This window comes from Corynebacterium sp. HMSC05H05 (assembly GCF_001807265.1).
GTDB lineage: Bacteria > Actinomycetota > Actinomycetes > Mycobacteriales > Mycobacteriaceae > Corynebacterium.
This window is the reverse complement of the sequence record NZ_KV788416.1, coordinates 1-3,860: the sequence shown is the minus strand read 5'-3', so window position 1 is coordinate 3,860 and position 3,860 is coordinate 1. Positions and strand designations below refer to the sequence as shown.

4 protein-coding genes are annotated in these 3,860 nt (G+C 59.8%); all 4 read left to right on the top strand.

The features are described from left to right. A partial coding sequence (locus tag HMPREF3151_RS10445) for an IS1249 family transposase (protein WP_246815260.1) occupies positions 1-875 on the top strand: 875 nt, incomplete at its 5' end. Between the two features lie 70 nt (positions 876-945). Beyond that, complete coding sequence (locus HMPREF3151_RS10440; protein WP_070475670.1) at positions 946-1,818, top strand: DUF3800 domain-containing protein; 873 nt, start codon at positions 946-948, stop codon at positions 1,816-1,818. A 117-nt stretch (positions 1,819-1,935) separates the two neighbouring features. Further along, positions 1,936-2,061, top strand: coding sequence for a hypothetical protein (locus HMPREF3151_RS12245; protein ID WP_256365536.1), 126 nt, complete (start codon positions 1,936-1,938; stop codon positions 2,059-2,061). Between the two features lie 232 nt (positions 2,062-2,293). Next, positions 2,294-3,679, top strand: a complete 1,386-nt coding sequence (locus HMPREF3151_RS10435) for an MFS transporter (protein ID WP_083290311.1) — start codon at positions 2,294-2,296, stop codon at positions 3,677-3,679. The last annotated feature ends 181 nt before the right edge of the window (positions 3,680-3,860 follow it).

Below are 3,860 nucleotides of genomic sequence, written 5' to 3'. Positions count from 1 at the left end.
AGGTATTCCTCGACGGCACCTACACCGCCGGCGGCTGTCTGATCGTCGCGGCGACCATCGACCACGTGATTGCCTGGCATTGGTGCAAACACGAAACCACCCGCGACTACCAGCTGCTGCTCGAGCGCATCGAAGCCCCACTCATCGCCGTCATCGACGGCGGCCAAGGCGCATACAGCGCGATCAAAAAGTGCTGGCCGACCACGAAAATCCAACGCTGCCTCGTCCACGCCCAACGCGTGGTACGCCGCTACACCACCAGCAACCCACGCACGGATGCTGGGCGCACCATCTACAAACTCACGCTGAAACTGACCCGAGTCACCACCCTGGACGAGGCAGCGCAATGGGGTGCGCAACTGCACGAATTCTCCACGATCTACCGGTCATGGATGGACGAGAAAACCCTGATCAAGGACCCCAAAACCGGTGCATGGACCCGCGTGTGGACACACCACAACGTGCGCAAGGCCTACAACAGCCTCAACCATCTTTGGCGGTCCGAGATGCTGTTTGTCTACCTCAACCCGCCAACAGCAGTCCTTCAACCAGAGCGGATCAAATCCACCACCAACAGCTTAGAAGGCGGGATCAACGCCCAGCTCAAACTGCTCGCCAGAACCCACCGCGGCAGATCCGGCGAACGACAACGCCGCATGCTGGATTGGTGGCTCTACCTCAAAACGGAACTGCCTGACGATCCTGTTGAGATCGCCAGGCAGTCCAACTGGGGCCAGGGCCAACTCGCCAAAGTATCCACCCTGACCCGAAACGAGAACCAAGCCGACCACGAAACAGGACGACCAGCCCTCTACGACAACGCTATCGACACCGACTACACCCACTCAATCGGCATCCAAAAAGGCCAAATCTAACCCCCACGACACGCCGAGCCAGACACACTTTTTGACCCTTAACCCAGCTTTCGTGCATTTAAGGGGAAAAATGTACATCGGCTATTTCGACGAGTTCGGCCACAATGGCGCCTATATCTCGCGACACGACCCAAGCTATAAGACCCACCCCGTATTCGGGATAGGCGGGTTTATCATCCCTGCCCACAACGTACGTCAGCTGTCAGGAACGTTCCGGCACATCAAGGAGTCCGGTCTCAAAGCCGAAATCGACGCGAAGGTCATAGCTAAAGGTAAGCGTGTCGAGGAATGGGAAAAGAAAGGCGCAGCTCTTCTCACCACCCAAAACGTACAGCGGTATAAGGAGGTGCGCTGGATGATCAACCGCCTCCTCCGCAAACTCGAGGACCTCGACGCCAAGATTGTTTTCTACGGGCAAGAGAAGCCGCGCGGTTCAAATGAGATGACCGGCGGAAACGAATCCTCGAGATACGACCACGCGATGAAACAACTCATCCAGCGCGTCAACTGGTCACTTCCCAAACACGAACGGCACCTTCTAATCCTGGACAAGCAAGGCCCCAAGGAGCGGATGGAAATCTTCGCGGCTTGCGCAGCATTCATGTTCTCCCATCAGGATGCCGACAAGCTCCTCGAACCTCCGCTGGAGGTGGAAAGCCACCTGTACCAAACAGTGCAGTGCGCTGACTGGATCTGCGCGATTCTCGGACGCATTGCCAGCTTTAAATACGATCCCGATTTCGAAGAGTTCCAATGGGCAGTGAAGTACTTCGGCAACCGTCTCGCTCCAGTCTGCAGCCCCTACAGCAAGATCCGTGCGGCCGGTTCCAGCAAGGATGTCTACCCGAATCATCTAGGCAGCTTTCGTAAATGTTTTTCCGCTGATGAGATCCCCGCTAGCGGCCTCGAAATCGACGAACTGAAAGCCAGGTTCAATCGATAGAACCACCCACCAGAGAATCTTGTCTTTTACTGGCCAGAGGGGTTTTCGGCGTGATGTGAGGGTTTATGCATACAGTCGGTGGGGCAGATTTCCCGTACCCCAAGGAGGCCCTAAACCATGGCTGCCCCGAAAAACTCCCCGGTCAACGAAGACAGCATTGAGAACCTGTCCGACCCGGACGCTGACGCCTCCGTGCAGGAGACCGGCGAGGACAACGACTTTGAAGCGGACGGCCGCGACTAGGCCCACCCGTTGACGACCGGCCCCGCGTTTGCAGCGGCGGCCGGTTTTTTGTACGAATCGTCCGCGCCAAATCCTGACCTGGGGTTTTGCAAACCGAAAATTGGCGGAATTGTCGATTCGTGCACAACCCACCCAGAGCGCCGCACCGTTTTGGAACAGCCGTCCCACAATGTGGTACATTCGTCCGCACACTGATATTTAGTTCCCACACAGTGGAATGAAAGGACGGGCGATGACAACCAGCGTCGAACACCACCCCACTCCCCAACCGTCGGCACCCGCCGCAGCGATTAGGGAGACCACCCCGGAGGAGCGCCGCCGCGTCCGACTCGCCTCCACCATCGGTACGACGATCGAGTTCTACGACTTCTACGCCTACGCCACCGCCGCCGTCGCCGTGTTTCCGTTCCTGTTCTTCCCCAAGTCGGAGTCCAGCACGGTTGCGCTGCTGTCCTCGTTTGCCACCTTCGGCCTGGCGTTCATCGCCCGCCCGCTCGGCTCGGTGCTGTTCGGCCACTTCGGCGACAAGATCGGCCGCAAGGCCACCCTTGTCGGTGCGCTGCTGACCATGGGCATCGCCACCTTCATCATCGGCCTGTTGCCCACCTACGCACAGGCCGGCATTTGGGCCCCAGCGCTGCTGGCCCTGATGCGCTTCTGCCAGGGCCTGGGACTCGGCGGCGAGTGGTCCGGTGCGGCCCTGCTGTCCACAGAAACAGCTGCTAAGGGACGCCGCGCGTGGGCCGGCATGTGGCCCCAACTCGGCGCGCCATTCGGATTCCTGCTGGCCAACGGCCTGTTCCTGATCCTGGTGACGGTGCTGGGCCACACGTCCGGCGACTTCGAGGGCGCATTCATGGCGTGGGGCTGGCGCGTGCCGTTCCTGCTGTCCATCGTGATGGTCATCATCGGCCTGTGGGTGCGCCTGCAGGTTGAGGAGACCCCGGTGTTCCAGCAGGTGGAGCAGAACGACCAGAAGGCCGCGTCCCCGCTGGCCGAGGTATTCAAGACCGCCTGGAAGCCGCTGATCCAGGGCACGTTCATCATGGTCGGCTGCTACACGCTGTTCTACATCGTGACCACCTGGTTTTTGTCCTACGGCATCGGCTCCGCCGAAGAGGGCGTGGGCCTGGGCATCGCCTACCCGACGTTTTTGAAGCTGCAGCTGGTGTGCATCTTCGGCTTCATCCTGGGCATCCCGGTCTCGGCGCACTTGGCGGACACGTACGGTCGCCGCCCGACGCTGGGCCTGACCTCCGTGGCGATCATCGTCTACGGGCTGAGCTTCAAGTGGCTGCTCAACCCGGAGACGTTCACCATGGTTTCCCTGGGCATCTTCTTGTTCATCGGCATGATCCTGATGGGCTTCATCTTCGGCCCGATGTCCGCGATCCTGCCGGAGCTGTTCCCCTCCAACGTGCGCTACACCGGCTCGGGCATCGCCTACAACGTCTCCTCCATCCTGGGCGCTGCGATCGCCCCGTTCATCGCCACGGCACTGAACGCCCAGTACGGCCCGAAGGCGGTGGGCTACTACCTGGTGGTCGTCACCGCGATCTCGTTGGTGGCCATCCTCACCGCGCATGAGACCAAGGACCAGGAGATGCACGAAATTTAGCGCGTCAGTCAAAACCTGAATTCGGGCGGCTTCGGCCGCCCTTTTTCATGCCGCCACCCCACTAGTTGCCCATCGAGTTCGGGTTAAGCGCACCAACCTGAATTCAGGGGGCTCTTGCCTATCGACGACCAAAGGTTTCCCACGCCACCCCCAACCATTGCCGTTGCCAGTTCAGGTTTTC